The sequence below is a fragment of the Plantactinospora sp. CA-290183 genome (assembly GCF_050936375.1).
In the GTDB taxonomy this organism is placed as follows: domain Bacteria; phylum Actinomycetota; class Actinomycetes; order Mycobacteriales; family Micromonosporaceae; genus Plantactinospora.
In genome coordinates this window covers 52303-74492 of sequence record NZ_JBNJMX010000008.1, presented here as the reverse complement: position 1 = coordinate 74492, position 22190 = coordinate 52303, and the positions used below count along the sequence as shown (strand labels likewise).

The 22190-nt window shown below is 73.0% G+C and carries 19 protein-coding genes; 1 reads left to right on the top strand and 18 read right to left on the bottom strand.

Going from position 1 to position 22190, the window contains the following annotated elements:
• Positions 1–11 precede the first annotated feature (11 nt).
• From ACQEUR_RS16085 to ACQEUR_RS16010, 16 genes are all read right to left on the bottom strand, one after another.
• Positions 12–1406, bottom strand: a complete 1395-nt coding sequence (locus tag ACQEUR_RS16085) for an alkaline phosphatase family protein (RefSeq protein WP_433031243.1) — start codon at positions 1404–1406, stop codon at positions 12–14.
• The gene (gene eboE / locus ACQEUR_RS16080) at positions 1399–2646 is read right to left on the bottom strand and encodes a metabolite traffic protein EboE (RefSeq protein ID WP_433031240.1); all 1248 of its coding nucleotides are present in this window, start codon (positions 2644–2646) and stop codon (positions 1399–1401) included. The genes ACQEUR_RS16085 and eboE overlap by 8 nt, the downstream gene beginning before the upstream one ends.
• The gene (locus ACQEUR_RS16075; RefSeq protein WP_433031237.1) at positions 2646–3542 is read right to left on the bottom strand and encodes a TatD family hydrolase; all 897 of its coding nucleotides are present in this window, start codon (positions 3540–3542) and stop codon (positions 2646–2648) included. Before ACQEUR_RS16075 ends, eboE begins: the two co-directional genes overlap by 1 nt.
• On the bottom strand, positions 3542–4159 hold the full coding sequence (locus ACQEUR_RS16070; protein ID WP_433031234.1) for an EboA domain-containing protein: 618 nt from the start codon (positions 4157–4159) through the stop codon (positions 3542–3544). Before ACQEUR_RS16070 ends, ACQEUR_RS16075 begins: the two co-directional genes overlap by 1 nt.
• Positions 4160–4208: 49 nt before the next feature.
• Entirely contained in the window at positions 4209–5099 is an 891-nt protein-coding gene (locus tag ACQEUR_RS16065) for a sugar phosphate isomerase/epimerase family protein (protein ID WP_433031231.1), read from the bottom strand.
• Complete coding sequence (locus tag ACQEUR_RS16060) at positions 5096–5995, bottom strand: SCO3242 family prenyltransferase (RefSeq protein ID WP_433031228.1); 900 nt, start codon at positions 5993–5995, stop codon at positions 5096–5098. The genes ACQEUR_RS16065 and ACQEUR_RS16060 overlap by 4 nt, the downstream gene beginning before the upstream one ends.
• Positions 5979–7148, bottom strand: a complete 1170-nt coding sequence (locus tag ACQEUR_RS16055) for an inositol-3-phosphate synthase (RefSeq protein ID WP_433031225.1) — start codon at positions 7146–7148, stop codon at positions 5979–5981. The genes ACQEUR_RS16060 and ACQEUR_RS16055 overlap by 17 nt, the downstream gene beginning before the upstream one ends.
• A 900-nt stretch (positions 7149–8048) precedes the next feature.
• A complete protein-coding gene (locus ACQEUR_RS16050; RefSeq protein WP_433031406.1) occupies positions 8049–9230 on the bottom strand; it encodes a Gfo/Idh/MocA family protein in 1182 nt (393 codons plus the stop codon).
• A gap of 54 nt (positions 9231–9284) precedes the next feature.
• The gene (locus ACQEUR_RS16045; RefSeq protein WP_433031222.1) at positions 9285–10361 is read right to left on the bottom strand and encodes a substrate-binding domain-containing protein; all 1077 of its coding nucleotides are present in this window, start codon (positions 10359–10361) and stop codon (positions 9285–9287) included.
• An 85-nt stretch (positions 10362–10446) separates the two neighbouring features.
• The gene (locus ACQEUR_RS16040; protein WP_433031219.1) at positions 10447–11583 is read right to left on the bottom strand and encodes an ABC transporter permease; all 1137 of its coding nucleotides are present in this window, start codon (positions 11581–11583) and stop codon (positions 10447–10449) included.
• Entirely contained in the window at positions 11580–13091 is a 1512-nt protein-coding gene (locus ACQEUR_RS16035; protein ID WP_433031403.1) for a sugar ABC transporter ATP-binding protein, read from the bottom strand. Before ACQEUR_RS16035 ends, ACQEUR_RS16040 begins: the two co-directional genes overlap by 4 nt.
• A 134-nt stretch (positions 13092–13225) precedes the next feature.
• Positions 13226–14395 (bottom strand): ROK family protein, encoded by a 1170-nt coding sequence (locus ACQEUR_RS16030; protein ID WP_433031216.1) that lies wholly within the window; start codon positions 14393–14395, stop codon positions 13226–13228.
• 117 nt (positions 14396–14512) lie between these two features.
• Positions 14513–15511 carry a YihY/virulence factor BrkB family protein gene (locus ACQEUR_RS16025; protein WP_433031213.1) on the bottom strand — a complete coding sequence of 333 codons (999 nt, stop codon included), beginning with the start codon at positions 15509–15511 and terminating at the stop codon, positions 14513–14515.
• Positions 15512–15625: 114 nt separating this feature from the next.
• The gene (locus ACQEUR_RS16020; protein WP_433031210.1) at positions 15626–16435 is read right to left on the bottom strand and encodes an ABC transporter permease; all 810 of its coding nucleotides are present in this window, start codon (positions 16433–16435) and stop codon (positions 15626–15628) included.
• Positions 16436–16489: 54 nt separating this feature from the next.
• On the bottom strand, positions 16490–17305 hold the full coding sequence (locus ACQEUR_RS16015) for an ABC transporter permease (protein WP_433031207.1): 816 nt from the start codon (positions 17303–17305) through the stop codon (positions 16490–16492).
• The gene (locus ACQEUR_RS16010) at positions 17305–18237 is read right to left on the bottom strand and encodes an ABC transporter ATP-binding protein (RefSeq protein WP_433031204.1); all 933 of its coding nucleotides are present in this window, start codon (positions 18235–18237) and stop codon (positions 17305–17307) included. The genes ACQEUR_RS16015 and ACQEUR_RS16010 overlap by 1 nt, the downstream gene beginning before the upstream one ends.
• Positions 18238–18632: 395 nt before the next feature.
• Here ACQEUR_RS16010 and ACQEUR_RS16005 point away from each other — a divergent pair, with 395 nt between their 5' ends.
• Positions 18633–19694, top strand: a complete 1062-nt coding sequence (locus ACQEUR_RS16005) for a sugar phosphate isomerase/epimerase family protein (protein WP_433031201.1) — start codon at positions 18633–18635, stop codon at positions 19692–19694.
• Between the two features lie 65 nt (positions 19695–19759).
• Here ACQEUR_RS16005 and ACQEUR_RS16000 read toward each other — a convergent pair whose 3' ends face one another.
• Both ACQEUR_RS16000 and dnaG read right to left on the bottom strand, forming a co-directional pair.
• On the bottom strand, positions 19760–20296 hold the full coding sequence (locus tag ACQEUR_RS16000) for a hypothetical protein (protein ID WP_433031198.1): 537 nt from the start codon (positions 20294–20296) through the stop codon (positions 19760–19762).
• A gap of 3 nt (positions 20297–20299) precedes the next feature.
• Complete coding sequence (gene dnaG, locus ACQEUR_RS15995) at positions 20300–22186, bottom strand: DNA primase (RefSeq protein ID WP_433031195.1); 1887 nt, start codon at positions 22184–22186, stop codon at positions 20300–20302.
• Between the last annotated feature and the right edge of the window lie 4 nt (positions 22187–22190).

Genomic DNA, 22190 nt, shown 5'->3' with positions numbered 1-22190 from the left:
CACGATCGCCGTCACGATCGCTCCCCGGCCAGCCCGGCGAGGCCCAGCAGCAGTTCCTTGACCTCGGTGGCGGCGTACCGGTCCCGGCCCACCGACGGATCCGAGCAGAGCAGCACCGGGGCGTCCGCCGGGTCGGCGGGGAGCCGGCCGTGCGAGCCGCGTACCGCCCGGGCGCCGGCGTCGAGCCCCACCACGCTCATCAGGTAGCGCATCCCGAGCTTCTTGCGCGCCAGCGCCACCGCCGCCCGGCGCTTGGCCGCCCCGGGCGCGGCCGGGTCGAAGAAGAGCTCCGCCGGGTCGTACCCGGGCTTGCGGTGGATCTCCACCAGCCGGGCGAAGTCCGGCGCCTTCGCGTCGTCCAGCCAGTAGTAGTAGGTGAACCAGGCGTCCGGCTCGGCGACCAGCACCAGTTCGCCGGCGCGCGGGTGGTCCAGCCCGTGTTCGGCCTTGCCCGCCTCGTCCAGCACCTCGGCGACCCCGGGCAGCCCGGCACAGAGCTTCGCCACCGCCGGCACGTCGGCCGGGTCCTTCACGTAGACGTGCGCCACCTGGTGGTCGGCCACCGCGAACGCCCGGGACGTCCAGGGGTCCAGGTACTCCATCCCGTCCTGGGTGTAGACCCGCAGCAGCCCCTCGGAGCGGAGCAGCCGGTTGACGTCCACCGGTCGGCTGGCCTCGGTGATGCCGTACTCGGAGAGCGCCACCACTGTCGCGTTCCGGGCCGCCGCCGCGTCCAGCAGCGGGCCGAGAATCCCGTCCAGCTCCGCCGCGGCCGCCGCCGCCTGTGGCGAGGACGGGCCGAAGCGTTGCAGGTCGTAGTCGAGGTGCGGCACGTAGACCAGGGTCAGGTCCGGATCGTGGTCGGCCATGATCTGTTCGGCCGCCCGGCAGATCCAGGCCGAAGAGGGCAGGCCGGCACCCGGACCCCAGTAGGTGAAGAGCGGGAACCCGCCCAGCTTCGCGGTCAGCTCGTCGTGCAGCTCCGGCGGGTCGGTGTAGCAGTCCGGCTCCTTGCGCCCGTCGGCGTAGTAGATCGGCCGGGGCGTCACCGTCCAGTTCACGTCGGCGCCCATCGCGTACCACCAGCAGACGTTGGCGACCGTGTAGTCCGGCCGCTCCCGGCGGGCCGCCTGCCACACCTTCTCCCCGCCCACCAGCGCGTGGTGCTGCCGCCAGAGGAACACCTCGCCCAGGTCGCGGAAGTACCAGCCGTTGCCGACGATGCCGTGTTCGGCCGGCGGCACGCCGGTGAGCAGGGTGGCCTGCGCCGAGCAGGTGACCGCGGGCAGTACGGTGCCGAGTTCGGTCTGGCAGCCGGCGTCGGCCAGCGCCCGCAGCCGGGGCATGTGGGCGAGCAGTCGGGGGGTCAGCCCGACCACGTCGATCACGACCAGTGGATTAGTCATCGTGTCTCCTCAGCAACGGGGCGGGGGCCATCGGGCCGGCGGGGCCGGCAGGGGCCGGGGTCAGACCCAGCGCGGTCAGCTCGTCGCGGGCGAACGCCAGCTCCGCGGCGATCCCGTCGGCCAGCTCCGCGTCCGATCCCGGGCGCTGCGCCGCGGGCAGCACCCCCCAGGTGTACGTCTCGACGTCCAGGTGGTCGCATCCGGCGACCGGCCCGGCGAACAGCTCCCGCAGGGCGTCCCGCAGCACCGGCACCGTCGACTCCAGCGGCGGGGCGGGTGCGGCGTGCAGCGGCACGTGGTAGTGCACCCGCCAGCCGCCCGGCAGGCCGGCGTCCAGGGCCTCGTCCAGGTCGTCGGCGGCGTGCGCCGGGTCGGCCGGATCCACGGCACCGGCCGGACCGGCCGAGCCTCCGCAGGCTTCCGTCCGCGTCTGGTGCAGGAAGCGCGGTTCGACGTACCCGCGCAGGGTGTCCGCGGCCGCGACCGGGTCGGCGGCGGCCAGCGCGGCGGAGACCTGCACCTTCACCACCGGCAGGCCGGCGGCACGCAGCCGGGCCAGCGCCTGCGCCGGTTCCTCCCAGGCGCAGGCGAGGTGCGCCAGGTCCAGGCAGATGCCGAGCCGGTCGGTGTCCATCCGGGACAGTTCGGCGACCGCCTGGGTGGTGGACTCGACCACGCAGCCCGGCTCCGGCTCGAAACCGACCCGCACCGCCCGGCCGGACCGCCAGGCGACCTCGGTCAACCCGGCGGCCAGCTCGTCCAGCACCCGGACCGCCCGCCCGGCCCGCCCGGTGTCCCACGGCTCCCGCCAGGCCAGCGGCAGGGTGGAGATCGAGCCCCGCACGGCGTCGTCGGGCAGCAGGTCGACCAGCACCGTGGCGAGGTTGAGCGTGTAGACCAGCCGGTCCCGGGTGGTCCAGTCCGGCTCGTAGACGGCCTTCTTCACCACCGGCGCCTGGAACGCCTGGTAGGGGAACCCGTTCAGGGTCACCACCTCCAGGCCGCGCGCCTCCAGCTCCGCGCGGAGCCGCCGTCGGGCCTGCGGGTCGGCGGCCAGCCCGGCCGCGACCGGTGCGGCGAGCCACAACCCCAGTCCCAGTACGTCGGTGTCGAGCCGCCGCCGGATCCGCACCGCGTACGTGTCGAGTTGCGCGACGATCCCGGCGAGGTCCTCGGCCGGGTGCACGTTGGTGCAGTAGCTCAGGTGCACCAGCTGCCCGTCGGCGTGCCGCAGCCGCATCAGCTGCCGCCCCGCAGGATCGAGTTCCCCTCGTACGTCGACGGGGGTGGTGGGGCGGCCACCTCTCCCGCCGCCGCCGGCGCCCAGTCGCCCGGCGCCTCCTCGGCCAGCTCCAGCCGGCCGGACTGGCCGTAGAACTCCACCGGGTTGCGCCAGAACACCCGGTCGACGTCGTCGTCGTCGAACCCGGCGGCCAGCATCGCCTCGGCGGTGGCCCGGGTCAGCAGCGGATCCGACCGGCCCCAGTCGGCGGCCGAGTTGACCAGCATCCGCTCGGTGCCGTACCTGCGCAGCAGCTCCACCATCCGGGGCGGGGACATCTTGGTGTCCGGGTAGATGGAGAAGCCCAGCCAGCAGCCGCTGTCCCGGACCAGCGGGACGGTCACCTCGTTGAGGTGGTCGATCACCACCCGGCCCGGGGGCAGGCCCGACTCGGCGATCACCGCGAGGCTCCGCTCGGTGCCCCGGGCCTTGTCCCGGTGCGGGGTGTGCACCATCGCCGGCAGTTCGTGCGCGACCGCGAGGGCGAGCTGGGCGGCGAAGACCGCATCCTCCTCCGGCGTCATCGAGTCGTAGCCGACCTCGCCGACCGCGACCACGCCGTCCTTGTCGAGGTACCGGGGCAGCAGGTCGAGCACCTCCCGGCAGCGCGGGTCGTTGGCCTCCTTGGGGTTCAGCGCGATGGTGGCGTGGTGGCGGATGCCGAACTGGCTGGCCCGGAACGGCTCCCAGCCGACCAGCGAGTCGAAGTAGTCGACGAACGAGGCGGCGCTGGTACGGGGCTGCCCGAGCCAGAACGCCGGTTCGACCAGTGCCCGTACCCCGGCGGCGGCCATCCGTTCGTAGTCGTCGGTGGTCCGCGAGGTCATGTGGATGTGCGGGTCGAAGATCCGCATCACACCTCCCTGGTGCTCAGTCGGTCCAGCAACGCGGTCGCGTCGGCCGGCATGTCCCGCCCCGCCGCCCGGCGTTCCTGCGCGAGGCCGGCCAGCATGATGGCCAGCTCGCCGTCGGCGCGCGCGTCGAGGCGGTACACGACGGACAGGGGGATCCCCGTGAAGACGCACTTGAGCACCGCCTGCCGCCAGGCGGGCTGGTCGAGCCGGTCGGCGTACGGGCCGAGCGCGGCGGCGACCAGCCGGGTGTCGTTGGTCCGGATCGCGTCGTGCAGCAGCGGCACCCCGGCGTCCCCGATCGGCAGCAGCGGCAGTGCCCGCAGCACCGCCCGCTTCTCGGCCGCGTCGCCGTACCGGTAGAGGGCCTCGACCTGCCCGGCCGCGTCGGCCGCCGGCAGGGCGGTCAGCAGCAGCACCCGGGCGGCGTCGTCGGCGGTCCAGTCCGGCAGGTCCGGCAGTGGGCTCCGGCCACACCTCCGGCCGGCCGCCGCGAAGAGCCGGCCGACCGCCGCCGGTTCGGCCGCCGCCCGGCGCAGCGCCTCGGCCAGCCAGCCCCGGTCGGGCAGCCGCTCGTCCGGTACGGCCTCCAGCGCCGCCCGTAGTCGTTCCGGTTCCATCGGTCCTCCCCAGGCCGTTGATCCTCGTGAGACGGTCCGTTCCCCCGCTTCACCGCCGGTCGGGCGGGCTCAGCGCGGCGGCGCGCAGAAACTCGATCGAGTGGGCCGCGACGCTCGGCGCGGCGTGCGAGTGCCGGGGCAGCTCGACGGCGACCAGCCCGGCGTAGCCGGCGTCGGCCAGGGCGCGCAGCACCGGCGGGAAGTCGATCTCCCCCGTGCCGAATTCCAGGTGCTCGTGTACGCCCCGACGCATGTCGTCGATCTGCACGTTGACCAGGTGCGCGGCCACCTGCGCGACGCACTCGGGCACCGGGGCCGGCTCCAGGCAGCGGCAGTGTCCGATGTCGAGGGTGATGCCGAAGCGCGGCGGGGCGCCGAGCGCCTCGTACAGCCGCCGCCAGTCGGCGATGTCGGCCACCAGCATGCCCGGCTCGGGCTCGAAGCCGAGCACCACCCCGGCGGCGTCGGCGACGCCGACCAGCTCGGCGGAGCCGGCGACCAACCGGTCCCAGGCGGTCGCCGGGTCGACCCCGGCCGGCCGTACCCCGGACCAGTAGGAGACCGCCTCGGCGCCCAGGTCGGCGCCGATCGCGACGGCCCGGCGGAGGAACTCGACCCGGAGCGCGGAGTCGTCGTGCAGCAGCGTCGGCGCGTGCTTGTGCCAGGGGTCGAGCAGGTACCGGGCCCCGGTCTCGATCACCACCCCGAGGCCGAGTTCGGTGAGGCGCCGGCCGACCGCCGCCACCCGGGCCGCGAGGTCCGGGCCGAACGGGTCCAGGTGGTCGTGGTCCAGGGTCAGCGCCACCCCCTGGTAGCCGAGGTCGGCGATCACCCCCAGCGCGTCGTCCAGCCGGTGGTTGGCGAAGCCGTTGGTGCCGTACCCGAACCGCAGGCCGGGGGTCGCGGGGTCGGGTGTACCGGGACCGGGGGCGGTGGTCATGTCGGGGAGACCTTCCGGGCCAGCCGGCGGCCGAGCGGGGCGGCGGCGGCCACCGCGACACCGAGCACCGCCGCGCCGGCCCGGGCGACGAGCGCGCCCTGCAGGGCCGGCAGGCCGGTGATCCCGGCACCGACCGCCGCGCGTACCCGGGCCGCCCGGGGATCGGCCGCCACCCGGGCCTGGGCGGTGCCGTACTGGAGGCCGTACCAGCCGGCGAGGGCGGCCGGCACCAGCGCCCGCCAGCCGGGCACCCGGCTGCTCGGCGCGGCCCCGGCGGCCAGGTCCCTTCCGGTCCGGCCGGCGACCGCGGCGGCGGCGACGGCGGCCGTACCGGCCAGGGTGGCGGCCGGCAGCGCGCGGGACGCGCCGGAGACCTCCCGCCGGGACAGCGCGGTGACCGTGTACGTGTGCGCGGCCACCGTCAGCGCCGCCGGTACCGCCCGGGACGGGCGGCCCTGGCTGGCCCCGAGCAGCACGTCCAGGCCCCGGCAGGCGGCCATCACCGCCGGCCCGGCGGCGGTGTTCTTCGCCACCAGGTCGTACGCCCAGATGGCGCCGGCCAGCGGCACCGCGGCGGCCAGCGCCCGGCGGCCACCGGTCAGGCCGGCCAGCGCCACCCCGGCGGCGGTCAGCCCGGCGGAGACCCCGAGGGCCAGCCCCGGGGAGATCCGGCCACTGGGGATGGGGCGCTCCGGCCGCTCCCGCGCGTCGAGTTCCCGGTCCGCCCAGTCGTTGGCGGCCATCCCGCCCCAGTAGAGCAGCACGGATGCCCCGGCCAGCCCCGGCACCCGGCGGTCCAGCGCGCCGGCGGCGGCGGCCCCGGCCACCACGTCCCCCGGTACGGAGAGCGCGGCCGGCGCCCGGACCAGCTGCACCAGGTCAGCGAGCGACGGCATCCGGTGTCCCCTCGGTACGGTCGGTGTCGAGCCCCCGGGCGAAGGCGCAGAGCGTGGCCCACTGCTCGGCGAGGGAGTGCGGGACGTCGCCGAGCGGGTCCTTGAAGAAGAACGCCAGCTCGCTCAGGGCACCGGTACGGCCGGCCCGGTGCGCGGCGGCGGTGAGCCGGGCCAGGTCGAGCACCAGCGGCGCGGCGAGCGCCGAGTCGCAGCCGTGCCAGCTGAACTCCATCCGCATGGCGGTGCCGAGGAAGCCGGAGAAGGTGACCAGGTCCCACGCGGTCTTGAAGTCGCCGATGTCGTCGACGTACTCGATCCGGGTGTTGCCCTGCGGGACGTAGCCCAGCGTCTCGCCGAGCACCCGCTGCTTGCTGGCCGACTTGGCCGCGTTCGCCGCCGGGTCGGCCAGGTTCGCGCCGTCCCCGCCGCCGAGCAGGTTCATTCCGGACCAGGTGCGCACCCTGAGGTTGCGCATCGCGAACATCGGCGCCAGCACCGACTTCACCAGCGTCTCGCCGGTCTTGCCGTCGTGCCCGGCGTACGGGACGCCGGCCCGCTGGGCCAGCTCGGCCAGGGCGGGCAGCCGGGCGCCGGTGGACGGGGTGAAGTCGACGTAGGAGCAGCCCGCCGTGAAGGCCGCGTAGGCGTACGCGGAGCTGGGCGGCAGCGGTGTGCCGACGGCGAGCGCGGCGTCCAGTCCGGCCAGGTCGGCGTGTCCGGGGTGGGCCGCCGGGACCGGCTCGGTCGAGGAGACGTTCACCACCACCACCCGGTCCAGCCCGTGCCGCTCGCGGAACCCGGTCAGGTCGGCGACGATCGCCTCGATCACCGCCGCCTGGCGGTCACCGGTCGGCGCCGGTCGCAGGTCCGCCTCGACGGCGCCGAGTTCCTCGGTCAGCGCCGCCACCAGCCGGGCCGGCAACACACCCGCCTCGGCCAGCGACTCGGCCTTCTTCGCCAGTGGGGTGGTGGCCACGTCGTGGCCGCCGAAGACCAGGTCGGCGAGGGCCGGCAGGGCCGCGGCGCGCAGGGCCGGTAACTCCGTCACGCAGCCGGTCGGCTCGGCGAGCCCGGCCCGCAGGGCGAGCGCCCCGATCGTGCTCGTCACCGCCACCGAACCACGTCCGCCGACCAGCCAGACACCCGTACGCATCAGTGCTCCTCCCTCCGGTGCCGGCTCGGGCCCTGGGGCGCCGACCGGGGTGTACGAGGTCGATCCGGGCCGGTGCGGACCAGCTCGTCGAATCCGCCTCTCTTCGACATCCTGCCTGGCGGGACATCCTTTCGCGATCTTGGGGAGTCCGCGATCACGGGAAAAGCGCCCCGTCCGCCCGACCGTCGCGGTGGAACATCCCGTGCGGCAGCGCCGGAGTCGGCGGCAACGGCGCTGCCCGGGTCCGTGACCGTGCGGGCGGACGGGGCTGGTAGGCAGGGCCGGTCGGCGTCTCGGCCCTGCCTCCCCCGCATCCGGTGACGACCGGGGCGGCCGTGCGCTGCCGGCCCCGGTCGCATCTCCCTGTTCAGTTGTGCCGCCACCCCTCGTCGCGGCGGTGCGGCGGGTCGGCGGTCGGCGGTCGGCGGGGGCGTCCGGTGCGGGGTGCCGGCGTGGCCGGCCCGGTGCCGCCCGGGTGGGGGTTCGCGCTCCCGCTGTCGACCGCTCTGCGGTGGCTGTCCGATCTCCCGCCGGGCCGTGGGGACCGGCGGTGCCTGCCGTGGTGCCGCCGGCCGATGCCCGGCCGGCCCGGTTCCGGCGTCCGGCGCGACCGGGGAATCCCGGTCCGGCCGCGCCGGACGGCCGCATTACCTGCCGTACGCGCCACGTCCGGAGGGGGCTCCGGCGCGCGGGCGTACACCCTCCGGGGTGACCTCAATCCGTCCGCGGGGCGCAACCGCGGCCGGACCCTCGCCGGTCACTCCGGAAAGCCTCGGGTCGCCGGCGACCGCCCCGTCCGTGCGGACGGTCCGGCCACCGGTGACGGGTGGACGTCGCCTCCCGGCGGCGCCGGCCACACGCCCCTGGGCGGGACGGCCGGCGTACGCCGGTGACGGGTGGTTACGCGGCCACGGAGGCGAGCGCGGGTTCCACCTCGGTCCAGGACGAGCCCAGCTCCGCCGAGCGCGCCACGGCGTCCAGCACGAGCTGGACCTGGAGCGCGTCGGCGAAGGAGGGCGCGGGGTCCGAGCCGGTGGCGATCGCCTCCAGGAAGTCGCGCATCTCGTGGGTGAACGAGTGCTCGTAGCCGATGATGTGTCCCGGCGGCCACCACGCCGACATGTACGGGTGGTCGCCCTCGGTCACCAGGATCCGCCGGAAGCCCTGCTCCGCCGACGGCTCCGTGGCGTCGTAGAACTCCAGTTCGTTGAGGCGTTCCAGGTCGAACACCACCGAGCCGAGCGAACCGTTGATCTCCACCCGGAGCGCGTTCTTGCGCCCGGTGGCGAAGCGGCTCGCCTCGTACGTGGCCAGCGCGCCACCGTCCAGTTTGGCCACGAAGACCGCCGCGTCGTCGACGGTGACCAGGCCGGTCGGCCCACCACCGCTGGCGCCGTCGGCCGACGCCGCCAGGCCGGAGGACTCCGCCGGCAGCGGACGCTCCTTGACGAACGTCTCGGTGATCGCGCTGACCCCGCTGATCCGCTGACCCGTGACGTACTGGGTCAGGTCGATGATGTGCGCGCCGATGTCGCCGAGCGCGCCGGAGCCCGCCCTGTCCTTCTGCAGCCGCCAGACCAGCGGGAACTGCGGGTCGACGATCCAGTCCTGCAGGTAGACCGCGCGGACGTGGCGGATCACGCCGAGCCGCCCGGAGGCGACCAGTTCCCGCATCAGGCTGACCGCGGGAACGCGGCGGTAGTTGAACCCGCACATCGTCCGTACGCCCGCCGACTGTGCCCTGGCCGCCGCGGCGACCATGGCCCGAGCCTCCTCGACCGTGTTCGCCAGCGGCTTCTCGCACAGGACGTGCTTGCCCGCCTCCAGCGCCGCGATCGTGATCTCGGCGTGGCTGTCGCCGGGTGTGCAGACGTCGACCACGTCGATGTCGTCCCGGGTGACCAGGTCACGCCAGTCGGTCGTGTGCCCTTCCCAGCCGAGCCGGTCGGCCGCGTCGGCGACCTTCGACTCGTCCCGGCCGCAGATCAGGGCCATCCGGGCCCGCACCGGCAGGTCGAAGACGCGGTTCACGGTGCGCCACGCCTGCGAGTGCGCGGCGCCCATGAACGCGTAGCCGACCATGCCGACCCGCAGTTCTCGTTCTACAGTGGACAAGGTGGGTCTCCCCCCGGTGTGTCAGAACCCGAGCTTGCTGTACGCGCTCGCGTTCTCCTTGGTGATCGTCTCCGACGTCAGCGTGATCTCCTTCGGGACCTGCAGCTCGACCAGGTCGGACATGCCCCGGCCCTGGGCGATGAGCCGGGCCAGCGAGATGGCCGAGGAGGCCATCGACGGGCTGTAGGTCACGGTGGCCTTGAGCACGCTGTTGTCGGCCGCGATCGCGTCGATGGCGGCCTTGGAGCCGGCGCCGCCGACCATGATGAACTCGGAGCGGTTCGCCTGCTGGACCGCGGCCAGCACGCCGATGCCCTGGTCGTCGTCGTGGTTCCACACCGCGTCCATCTTGGGCAGTGCCTGGAGCAGCTGGGACGCCTCGGCCTGGCCGCTGTCCGCGGTGAACCGGGCCGACCGGGTGTTGGCCACTCTGAAGCCGAAGGTGGCCAGCTCGGCCTTGAAGCCCGCGGAACGCTGCTGGGTCAGCTCCAGCTCGTCCATGCCGGCGATCTCGCCGATGATCGGGTTGGCGATCCCCTTGGCCCTCATCTGCTCGCCGATGTACCGCCCGGCCGCGACGCCCATGCCGTAGTTGTCACCCATGATCTGCAACCGGTACGCCAGGGCGTCCGGGAACGCCCGGTCCAGGTTGACCACCGGGATGCCGGCCTTCATCGCCTCCAGGCCGAAGGCGTTCAGCTCCTTGCCGTCGTGCGGCAGCAGCACGATCACGTCCGGCTTCTGCGACAGCAGGGTCGAGAGCGCGGCCCGCTGCGCGGCGAGGTCCTGGCTGGCCTGGACCTGCTTGAACTCGACGTCGGTGTAGACCTTCGCCTGCGCCTCGGCGTTCTTGGTGATCGCGGCGAGCCAGCCGTGGTCGGCGGCCGGGGCGGAGAAGCCGACGACGACGCGCTTGCCGGCCGCGCTGTTCGGGTTGGCGGCGCCGTCCGCCTCTTTGACCTGCTCGTTTCCGCCTGCCGGGGTTTCGTTGCTGGTGCAGGCGGTGAGCAGGGCGCCGGCGCCGACCGCGGCTGTGCCGAACAGCAACCGGCGACGCGACAGGTCGCGCACGGGCCGGAGCGGATCGTGCTTGGTCATGACGACCTCCTGGTATTCAACTATCGGTGGGGGTGGATGTGGTGCTGGCGGCCGGGGCCGCCCGGGGGGACTGCCCAGGGGTGGATCAGCTCGCCGAGGTGAGCCGGTTGCGGCTGAGCATCTGGGTGACGGACCTGAACCGGAACTGCTGAGCCAGTACGGCGACGACGATGATGCCGCCCTTGACCATGTTCTGCGCCTCGGTCGAGAGGCCGTTGATCGCGAACAGGTTGGTGATGGTGGCGAAGATGATCACACCGAGCAGGGAGCCGACGATCGTGCCCCGCCCGCCGCTGAGCAGCGTCCCACCGATGATCGCCGCGGCGATCGCGTCGAGTTCGTAGAGGTTGCCCATGGCCGCCTGCGCCGAGTTGGCCTGTGCGGTCAACATGATGGCGGCGATCCCGCAGCAGAGGCCGGAGAGCCCGTAGAGCAGCACCGTGTGCCACTTGACGTTGATGCCGGCAAGTCGCGCCGCCTCCGGGTTGCCGCCGACCGCGACCGTACGCCGGCCGAAGGTGGTCCGGTTGAGCAGTACCCAACCGGCGGCGACCACCGCGGCGAGGATGAAGACCAGGACCGGGATGCCGAACAGCCTCGTGCTGGCGATGCCGTTGATCGTGGTGTTGCTGGAGACCTGGGTCTGCTTGTCCGAGAGCTCGGCGGCGAGACCACGGGCCGCGACCAGCATGGCCAGGGTGGCGATGAACGGCACCAGCCGGCCGTACGAGACGAGCAGTCCGTTGAGGAGCCCGACGGCGACCGCGACCACGATCGCGGTGAAGATCATCCCTCCCGCGCCGTAGCTCTGGGTGGCGACCGTGGTGGCCCAGACCCCGGCCAGCGCGACGATCGCGCCGACCGAGAGGTCGATGCCGCCGCCGATGATCACGAAGGTCATGCCGACGGTGACCACCCCGACCACGGAGGCGAGGGTGAGGATCGACAGGATGTTGTTCCGGACCCAGGCGCCGTCGCCGTAGAGGTCGGGTCGGGTGATGATGCCGATGACGATCAGCGCCACCAGCACGCCGACCAGGCCCAGGTTGCGCCGGAACGATTCCGCCCCGTCCGAGGCCCACCAGCCGGCCCCGCCGCTGGCCGTCCCGGCGCCCGCGTGCGGCACCGTGCCGGCACCGGCCGGCGCCGGCGAGACCGGCGGTGACTGCGCCGGCAGGTCCGCGGCGGGAGCCGGCGCGGCCGTCTCAGTACGTTCACTCATGCTGGCGCGCCCTCCATCAGCGACCCCGCCATCACGAGGTCGAGCACGGTGTCTTCGTCAAGTTCTCCGGCCGGAGCCTCGTGCACGACCCGGCCCTCCCGCATCACCAGCACGCGGTCGGCCAGGCCGAGAACCTCCGGCACCTCACTGGAAACCATCAGTACGCCCACTCCCCGGGCAGCCAGCCCGCGGATGACCTGGTAGAGCTCGGCCCGGGCGCCGACGTCCACGCCCCGGGTCGGCTCGTCCAGCAGCAGCAGCTGCGTCTCGCCGAGCAGCCAGCGGCCGACCACGACCTTCTGCTGGTTGCCGCCCGAGAGGGTCCGCACCGGCCGGCGGACGTCCCGGGGCCGCAGTTCCAGCCGCTCGGCGATCTCCTCCGCCTCCACCCGCTCCCGAGCCGCGTCGGTGAAGCCCAGCCGGGCCCAGCGGGTGAAGGTGGCCAGCGTGATGTTGCGGTAGATGGGCTGGCCGAGCAGCAGCGCCTGGCTCTTGCGCTCCTCCGGGGCCATGCCCATGCCGGCCCGCACCGCCGCTCCGACGCTGCCCGGCCGCACGTTCCGGCCGGCCATCGAGACCGTGCCGGTGTGCGCTCGGCGGGCGCCGAAGATGGTCTCCAGCACCTCGGAGCGGCCGGACCCGACCAGGCCGGCGATGCCGACGATCTCGCCCCGCCGTACGGTCAGCGAGACGTCGGCGAACTCGCCCTCCCGGCTCAGCTCGCGGACCTGGAGCAGCTCCTCGCCCGCCGGTCCGGCGGTGGGGCGCTCCGGGAAGACGTACTCGATGGTCCGGCCGGTCATCCGGCTCACCAGGTCCCGGGTCGGGGTCTGCCGGGCCGGCAGGTCCGCGGCCGTGGTGCGGCCGTCCTTGAGTACGGTCACCCGGTCGCCGATCTCCCGGATCTCCTCCATGCGGTGCGAGATGTAGATGACCGCGATGCCCTGGGCGGTCAGCTCCCGGATGATCCGGAACAGGTTGCCGACCTCGTCGTGCGCCAGCACCGCGCTCGGCTCGTCCATGATGATCAGTCGCGCGTCGTGCGAGAGCGCCCGGGCCATGCTGACGATCTGTTTGCCGGCGGCGGGCAGCGCGCGCACCATCCGGCGGGGCGGGATCTCCGGGTGACCGAGCCGGCCGAGGATCTCCCGGGTGCGCCGGGCGATGTGGCCGCGGCGGACGAAGCCGAGCCGGCGCGGCTCGTGGCCGAGGAAGGCGTTCTCCGCCACGTTCAGGTCCTCGACCAGGTCGAGTTCCTGGTAGATGGTGGCGATGCCGGCCTTCATCGCGGCCTGCGGGTTGGCGAAGCTGACCGGCTCGCCGAGCCACTCCACCTGCCCGGAGTCGGGCCGGTGGGCGCCGGAGAGCACCTTGATCAGCGTCGACTTGCCGGCGCCGTTCTGCCCGAGCAGGCAGTGCACCTCGCCGGCCCGCACCTCCAGCTGCACGCCGTCCAGGGCGCGTACGCCCGGGAATGTCTTCACCACGTCGGTGAGGCGCAGCACCACCTCGCCCGGTACGGCGTCGTCGGGCGCGCTCACCAGCGGCTGCCGCTCGCCGGTGGCTCCGCCGTCGGCGCCGGCCGTGCCGGTGCCCTCCGGTGCCGACCGCCCGTCCAGGCCGGTCGACTCGTCCTGTCCCGTCATGACGCCTCCGCGAATGCCACGTCCGTGGCGAGCACGGCCGCACCGGTGACGCCGGCCCGCGACCCGAGTTCGGAGAGGACCACCGGCAGGTTGCCGGTGGCCAGCGGCAGTGAGCGCCGGTAGACCACGCTGCGGATCTCGGCCAGCAGGATGTGGCCGAGCTGCGCCAGCCCACCGCCGATGACGATCATCGACGGGTTGGCGAAGCTGACCAGGCCGGCGAGGACGCCACCGACCCGGCGGCCGCCGTCGCGGATCAGCCGGATGCAGGTCACGTCCCCCTCGATGGCGCCCTCGGCGACGTCGAGCGCGGTGACCGTGCCCGTCGCGCCCAGCCGTTCGGCGAGCGCCGGCGAGGTGCCGGTACGGGCGGCGACGCTGGCCTCCCTGGCCAGGGCGGCCCCGCTGAACAGCGCCTCCAGGCAGCCGACGTTGCCGCAGGAGCACATCGGTCCGTGCGAGTCGACCTGGATGTGTCCGATGTCGCCGGCGCAGCCGTCGGTGCCCCGGTAGACCTCGCCGGAGAGGTAGATCCCGCAGCCCACACCGGTGCCGATCTTCACGAAGAGGAAGTCGTCCACCGAGTGGGCCACGCCGCCGTGCCGCTCGCCGATCGCCATGATGTTGACGTCGTTGTCCACCACGGCCGGGCAGCCGTGCTCGCGGGTCAGCAGCTCGCGGACCGGGAAGCGGTCCCAGCCGGGCATGATCGGCGGTGAGACCGGCACCCCGTCGCGGAAGCTGACCGGCCCCGGTACGCCGATGCCGACGGCGTGCAGCCGCTCGTAGGCCCCGTCCACCTTCGCCTTGTGCAGCAGTTCGTTGACCCGTTGCAGGATCACCTTGGGGCCGGAGCGGATGTCGGCGCTCTCGGCGTACGCGGCGACCGGTTCGAGCCGGCCGTTGACTATCTCGACGTCGATCGAGCTGGCGCCCAGGTCGACCGCGGAGAACCGCAGGTCGGGGTTGAGTTCGACCAGGGTGGAGCGGCGGCCGCCCCGGGACGCGGCGAGCCCGGCCTCGGCGACGTAGCCGAGGCTGACCAGCCGTTCCAGCTCGGCCAGCAGCCGGGGGCGGGGGATCTGGAGCCGGTCGGCCAGCTCGGCGCGGGACACGGCGCCCTGGTCGCGCAGCAGGCGCAGCAGGCGGAGGTGCAGTGGTTCCATGGTGCCTGGCGTTCACCTCCGTCGGGCACGTGTCACGTCGTGGCAACGCCAGCGTGTTGTGCCCGACACAGTAAAAGCCTTCTGCGCCGGCTGTCTAGAGCTTCATCCAATATGACGCTAACTTTTGTCCAAGAGGACAAAAGTTGATGAATGATCAACGAAGACCGGAGGTCGGTCGTGCTTGCGCAGCTTGCGGTCGTCGCGAAGCTCCACGAACGGCTCCCGATCGGCCGGGCCCCCCGACCGGATGCGGCGTTCCCGGAGCAGCTCCGCACCCAGCTCGGCACCGAGCAGGACCGCCAGGTTCGACAGCCAGAGCCAGACCAGGAAGACGATGACGCCGGCAAGCGAGCCGTACGTCCGGTTGTAGGAGGCGAAGTTGGCCACGTACAGGGCGAAGGCGGCGGAGACCACCGCCCAGGCGAGCACCGCGAAGATGCCGGCCGGGCTGATCCAGCGGAAGCCCTGCCGCGCGTTCGGGGTCGCCCAGTAGAGGATCGCGAAGATCAGGCTGACCAGCAGCACCAGCACGGGCCACTTGACGATGTCCCAGGCCAGCACCCCGGCCGAGCCGACACCGAGGCGCCGGCCCACCTGCTCGGCCAGGCGCCCGCTGAAGACCAGGAGAACCAGGCTGATCAGCACCAGGACCCCGACCAGGGCGGTCACGCCGAGCCGGAGCAGCAGGGTCTTCACCAGCGGGCGCCCCTCCGGCACGTCGTACATCGCGTTGGCCGCCCGCATGAAGGCGCCGACGTATCCCGAGGCGGTCCAGAACGCGACCACCACACCGAGCGCCGCCGCCAGGCTCGCCGCCCCCGCGCTCCCCTGCACCTGGGTGAGCCCGGCGAGCAGGATGTTGCGGGCCGACTCAGCGGGCACCACGTCCCGGATCACGTCCCGCACCCCGCGGATGGCCGCGTCGCCGAGCAGGCCGAGCACCGAGACCAGCACCAGCAGGGCCGGGAAGAGCGACAGCACGCCGTAGTAGGTCAGCGCCGCGGCCCAGTCCGTCAGGTTGTCCGCCTGGGCCTCCCGGAACGTACGCCGGAGCACCCGGCGCCAGTCGGCGGCGGAGAGCCGGCCCGGATGCCCGCTCGACTTCTCGTCGCCCACCTCGATGCTCCGTTCCCGCGACGGCCTCACGGAAAAAGGCGCCGAGAACACCGAGAGTAGTTGCCGCCGAGGTGGCGTTGCCGGCATCCGGACGGATCAGCCAGGTGGCCCTCGCTACTTGCAGAGCAGCCGACCCATCCGGCGGGACGCGACCGCCAGGCCCAGCGCGGTGATCCCGAGCAGGTAGAGCACGTCGAGCACCTGACTCCAGCCCGCGCCGGTGACGGTGATCCCCCGGACCAGCTCCACCGAACGGTAGAGCGGGGTCACCTCCACCACCCAGCGCAGCGCCGAGGGGTACGCCTCGGCCGGCACGAAGGTGCCGGAGAAGAGGAAGAGGGTGAACTGGGCGGAGCCCATCAGGTCGAAGTCCTGCCAGCTGCGCATGTACGTGGAGAGCGCCATGCCCACCGCACCGAAGGCGAAGCCGACCAGCACCGCCGCCGGAAAGGCGGCCAGGGCCCGGCCGGCGCCGGTCAGCCCCATCCCCACCATCACGCCGAGGAAGGCGGCCGAGTAGAGGGTGCCGCGCAGCATCGCCCAGCCCAGTTCGCCGAGCGCGATCTCGAACGGCTGCACGGGGGTGGCCAGGATCCCGTCGTACAGCTTCATGTACTTCATCTTGCCGAAGAAGTTGAATGTCGTTTCGGCCAGCGCTCCGGTCATCGCCGAGGCGGCGAGCATCGCCGGCGCCACGAAGGCCGGGTAGCTGACCACCTCCCCGCCGGGCAGCGTCAGGTCGCCGACCAGCGCACCCACCCCGACCCCGATGGAGAGCAGGTAGAGCAGCGGCTCCAGGAAGCCGGAGATCAACACGATCCAGTACGCGGAGCGGAGCGCGGCGACGTTGCGCTCGGCCACCGACACCGAGCGCCGGGACGCCCCCTCGAAACTGATCAGCCGGGGCAGGACGACGCTGACCACGGAACTCCTCCTCCGGACACACGTTCGCCATCTCTGGTCAGGACCGCACGGCGGTCAGAACACCAGCCGCCGGCGGAACCGCCAACTGGCCAGCAGCCAGCCGCCGACCGCCCAGGCGGCGAGGTAGAGCAGGTGCCCGGGGACCGACCAGACGGGCGCGACGCCGAGCGTGGCGGCCCGGCACAGGTCGACCGCGTGCCACAGCGGCGAGGCGTACGCCAGCCAGCGCAGCACGGCGGGCAGCGACTCGACCGGGAAGAAGACCCCGGCGAAGAGCGTCATCGGGATGACCCCGAACCGGAACAGCAGCGCGAGGTAGCTGTCGCTGCGCACCGACGAGCTGTACGCGAAGACCGGGGTGGCCACCGCCACCCCGAGGAGCAGCACCAGCGGCAGCGTGGCCACCGCCCAGGGTGAACGCAGCGCGCCGAAGAGCGCGGCGACCGCCAGGAACGCCGCGCTGCTGGTGAGCACCCGGAACAGCACCAGGCCGAGGTGGCCGCCGAGGATGTCGCGCACCCGCAGCGGCGCCGCCGCCTGGGCGAAGTAGATCCTGATCCACTCGAAGTTGCCGAGCACCGGCCAGGAGGATTCCCCGATGGCCACCTGGAACGCCGTCGAGGCGATCAGGCCGGGCACGATGAATTCGAGGTAGGGCACCCCGGCGACGTCGGCGTCGACGAAGGCGCCGACGCCCAGCCCGAAGCCGAGCATGGTGAGCACCGGGAGCAGGAACGAGGAGAAGACGCCCGCCCGCCAGGTGCGCCGGTAGGCGACCAGGTGATATTCGAACACCGCGAGCGCGGGCAGCCGGCCGACCAGGGTGGTCGGGGGCCGGTCGGTCCGCGCGGCGCTCTCCAGGGCGGTCATCAGTCCACCAGCGTCCGGCCGGTCAGGTGCAGGAAGACGTCCTCCAGGCTGCTGCGCCGGACCAGGACGCTGGCCGGGGTGAGCGCCCGGGCGTGCACCTCCGCGACCGCCGCGTCCCCGTCGGTGACGTAGAGCAGGATCCGGTCCGGCAGCACCTCGATCCGCTCGCCCAGACCGGCGAGCTTGCCGGCGAAGGCATCCTGGTCGGCGCCGGCGAAGCGCAGCTCGACCACCTCGCGGGTGGAGTAGCGCGCGATCAGCGTGCGCGGCGAACCCTCGGCCGCGATCCGACCGCCGTCCATCACGACCAGCCGGTCGCAGAGCTGCTCCGCCTCGTCCATGTAGTGGGTGGTGAGGACCAGCGTGACGCCCTGCTGCTTGAGCCGGAACAGCCGCTCCCAGACCAGGTGCCGGGCCTGCGGGTCCAGCCCGGTGGTCGGCTCGTCGAGCAGCACGATGTCGGGCTCGTTGACCAGCGCCCGGGCGATGGTCAGCCGCCGTTTCATGCCGCCGGAGAGCGGCTCCACCTTGCTGGTGGCCCGCTCGGCGAGCTGCACGAAATCCAGCAGCTCGGCGGCGCGCTCCCGGGCCACCCGGCGGGGAATGCCGAAGTAGCGCGCGTAGGTGGTCAGGTTTTCCCGGACGGTCAGCTCCGGGTCGAGGTTGTCCAGCTGGGGGCAGACGCCGAGCCGGGCCCGGATCGCCGGCCCGTCCCGCCGGGGGTCCATCCCCATGATCGTCAGCTCGCCCTCGGTCGGCGGCGAGACACAGCCGATCATCCGCATCGTTGAACTCTTGCCCGCGCCGTTGGGTCCGAGGAAGCCGAAGGCCTCGCCGGCCCGCACCTCGACGTCGATCCCACCGACGGCGGTGAAGTCGCCGAACCGCTTCACCAGCCCTCTCGCCCGGATGAGCGCCCCGTCCGCTGCCACGGCGTCGACCCTAGCGGCCCGGTCCGACACGTCCCACCGAGTTTCCACGCCCCGGCCGTGCCGCGCGACCGCGGCCGGTGTCGGCCACGGTCCTCCCCGGACACCGGCCCCCGGCAGCGGGTTTTCCCGCTTCGGAGGACTTTCGGCAGATTGGACAAAACTTTGTTGCACAGTGGCCGAACTTTGATTCGACGCGCCCTATCTTCGGCCCCGCTCCTTCGGTACGGTCCGCTGCAGGGAGATCCACCGCCGGGCGCCGTCGACCGGCCCGGCCGGTTCCCCCGCCGGGACCTCGGCACACGCCGGTACACCCCGCCCGACCCACCGCACCGACCCATGGCGGCAGCTCGGCCGCCAGCGGTGGACGCGAACCGCCATAGGTAGAAGGGACAGTGATGGGCACCGACGCAACCCCCACCGCCACCACCGATGCCTGGAGCCGCCGCGGCTTCCTCGGCCTCTCCGCCTGCGCGGCGGCCAGCGCCATCTCGCTCTCCGGCCCGTTCACCGGGGTGGCCCAGGCCGCCGAGGGTGGCGCGGTCCGCGACGCGCGGGGCACCCGGCTGCCGGTCGGCCGGATCGGCATCCAGCTCTACTCCGTCCGCACCGACCCGGCCCCGTTCGCCGAGAAGCTGCCGCTCCTCGCGGGGCTGGGCTTCAAGGAGATCGAGTTCGCCGGGTACGGCAACGGCACCCCGACCGACGCGGACATCCTGGCCATCCGGAAGATCCTCGACGACAACGGTCTGAAGGCGGTCGGCTCACACGTCGGCTTCGACGCGCTCTTCGGCGACCTGACCCGGCAGCTCGACATCGCCCAGATGCTCGGCATGAAGCACATCGGCACCGCCAACGCACCCACCGGCAGCCGCTACAGGGCCGACTGGCGGATCGCCGCCGACCGGTACAACGCGGTCGGCGGGGCGGCGAAGGCGCGCGGGCTGAAGTTCTACCAGCACAACCACGACGGGGAGTACAACTTCCTCCTGGACACCGGCCCGCTCGACGCGGGCGGCAAGCCGACCCGGTCCACCGGGCAGCGCGGCCTGGAGTACTTCTTCGGCCTCACCCAGCCGGACCTGGTCTACTTCGAGATGGACATCTACTGGGCGTACCAGGCCCAGGTGCGGTTCAAGAGCTACCTGGACGAGTACGGGGTGACCCGGCGCGACACCTTCGACCCGATCAGGACGATCAGCAAGCAGCAGGAGCGCTTCCCGCTGTTCCACGTCAAGGACGGCGTACTCAACGCCGAGGGCACCAGCCTGACCATGACCGAGTACGGCGTGCCCGGCGGCTACGTGCCGTTCGAGCAGTTCTTCGCCAGCCTGACGTCGACCGACGCCCACCACTACATCTGGGAACAGGACAACGCCGGCACCACCCCGCCCGAGCAGGGCGGCGTGTACGGCGCGGCGGAGCGCAGCTACGACAACATGCGCGCCACCCGCTTCTGAGGTGTAAGGAAGGGCCCCTTCCTATACAAAAAACGATAGGAAGGGGCCCTTCCTTACACCCTGGGTCAGAGGTCGGGGTCGGCGCCGGCCTGGGCGGCCGCCACGATCCGGTCGGTCTCGGAGACCACCTCGGCGTCGTCGGCCGGCGTGCCGGGGTCGTACCGGACCGTCCAGGTGAGCCCGTCGACCCCGCGTACCCGGCGGGCCGCCACCCGTACGCCGCCGGCGGGCAGCCGGTGGTGCGCGGTGTACGCCACCGAGCGGGTCACCCGGGCCCGTACCTGGTGCGGCACGTCCGCCGGATCGAGCAGCAGGTACGTCCGCGCCGGCCCGTCGGCCAGCACGAGGTAGCCGTCCCGCTCGGCGACCCGCTCCGCCGGGGTGACCGCCAGGTCCCGGCCCGACCAGACGGCCTTGTGGATGTCGTGCCAGCCCAGCCGGCCGGCCTCGCCGGGCAGCCACAGCCCCCGGTCGGTGACGACCAGCACCTCGTCGCCCTCGCCGACCCGGGCCCAGTCCAGCACCCGCTCGTCGCGGTCCAGCGCCGGCCGCAGCGCTGCGGGCAGCCGCCGGGACCGGGAGAAGAGCTTGAACGCCGCCATGACCTACAGCCCTCCCATCGCCTGCTCGCGCAGGGCTCGCCCGTGCTGCTCCAGCGAGAGCAGCTCACCGAAGAGCGCGAAGTACTCGTCCTTGTTGGCCGCCGGATTGATCCGCTGCACCTTCGACTTCAACTCCCGGATCCGGGTGGTGACCGCGCCCCACTCCAGCCGGGACAGCGTGATGGAGACGTACCGGGGATCGGGTTCGGTGTCGATGCGCAGCGGCTCGACGGCGAGTTCGCCGATGAGCGCGGTGGCGGCCAGGTCACCGCAGGCGTCCCGGACCCGCTCGATCCAGACGGCGCCGCCGGTCCCGCTCGCCGCGCCGCCGGCGGCCGCGACCGCCTCCCGCACCTCCCGGTGTACGGGGTTCAGGTAGGCCTCCGCGGCGAGTGCGTCGAACATCGGGCCGGCCAGCACCGGCACCTGCAACGCCAGCTTCAGCGCCTCGCGCTCGACCATGGACTGCGGGCTGTCCACCCCCTGCTCGCCGGACCTGACCCGGGCGGCCGGGGCGGGCCGGCCACCCCGGTTTGGTGCGGCGGATCCGCTCCCCTGCCCGGCCGCCGCGTTCAGCACCGCCCGCTGCACCGGTTCGATCTCCATGCCGAGGTCGCCGGCCAGCTTGCGGACGTACTCCGGGCGCTTCTCCCGGTCCTTGAGCTTGGCCACCAGCGGCGCGGCCCGGCGCATCGCCTCCACCCGGCCGTCGACGGTGTCCAGGTCGTAGCGGGTCAGCACGTGGCGCAACGCGAAGTCGACCAGGGGTTCGCGGCGGGCAACCAGGTCCCGCACCGCCAGGTCGCCCTTGGCCAGCCGCAGGTCGCAGGGGTCCATGTTGTCCGGACTGACCGCGATGAAGGTCCGCCCCACGAACCGCTGGTCGTCCTCGAAGGCCCGCAGTGCCGCCTTCTGCCCGGCCGCGTCGCCGTCGAAGGTGAAGATGATCTCGCCGGCCACCGCGTCGGTGTCCATCAGCAGGCGGCGCAGCACCGAGATGTGGTCGCCGCCGAACGCGGTGCCGCAGGTCGCCACCGCCGTCGGAACGCCGGCCAGGTGGCACGCCATGACGTCGGTGTAGCCCTCCACGATCACCGCTCGACCCTGCCGGGCGATCTCCCGCTTCGCCTGCGAGATGCCGTAGAGCACGTGTGACTTCTTGTAGATCGGCGTCTCGGGGGTGTTCAGGTATTTCGGGCCGTCGTCGTCGTCGAAGAGCTTGCGCGCGCCGAACCCGATCACGTCGCCGGTGAGGTCCTTGATCGGCCAGAGCAGCCGGCGCCGGAACCGGTCGATCAGGGAACCGGACCGGGCCTCGCGGGCCAGCCCGGCGCTGACCAGTTCCGGCCCGGTGAAGCCCTTCTGCCGCAGGTGCTTCGTCAGCGCGTCCCAGGTGTCCGGGGCGAAGCCGCAGCCGTAGGTCTGGGCGGCGGCCCGGTCGAAGCCCCGCTGGGCGAGGAACTCCCGGGCCGGCCGGGCGGCGGCGGTGCCGAGCTGGCCGGCGTAGAACTCGGCGGCGGCGGCGTGCGCGGCCACCAGGCGCTGCTTCTGTCCCTGCTGCGGGCGGACCGGCGCCGGCCCGGCCTCCTCGTAGCGCAGCTGGATGTTGGCCCGGGCGGCCAGTCGTTCGATCGACTCGACGAAGCTCAGGTGCTCGGCGTCCATCAGGAACTTGATGGCGTCGCCGCCGACCCCACACCCATGACAAAAGAAGACATTTCGGGCGGGCGCCACGGTGAAGGAGGGGGTCTTTTCGTCGTGGAACGGGCAGAGGCCCTTGAGGTTGCCGCCGCCGGCGGACCGCAGCGTGACGGTCTCGGAGATGATGTCCGCGATCGAGGTGCGTTCACGGACCAGCGTGATGTCCTCGTCCCGGATCCGCCCAGCCATCCGC